The following is a 275-nucleotide window of genomic DNA, read 5'->3' as shown; positions in this document are numbered from 1 at the left end:
GCTCAGCTGTTGGAATCAGCCGAAGCTGCGCCTGCTGCCTTTTCGGCCGGCATCGAAACCAGGCGCACACGGTCCTTGCGCTGCACACGAAGCTGATCGGCCACCTTCTGGGTCTTGGCGTCCTTACGGCGACGGGCCGTCAGCGCCACGGCAGCGACAATCGCCAGCAGCAGCACAATGCCCGCAACTTCGAAGGCGTAGATGTAATCGGTGTAGATCAGCTTGCCGAGCGCCTGCGTATTCGGGCCGTTGAAGCCCTTGGGCAATTCCTGCAC

The 275-nt window shown here is 62.2% G+C and carries 1 protein-coding gene; it reads right to left on the bottom strand.

Annotated features, from left to right (window positions below; translation table 11 throughout):
- Positions 1-2: 2 nt before the first annotated feature.
- On the bottom strand, positions 3-275 hold a 273-nt coding region (locus ACVA6Q_RS24665; RefSeq protein ID WP_446649222.1), incomplete at its 5' end, for an NADH-quinone oxidoreductase subunit J.

This window comes from Vibrio sp. DNB22_10_4 (assembly GCF_052879755.1).
Note: the sequence above shows the minus strand (reverse complement) of the source record. Positions and strands in the feature narration are given on the sequence as shown.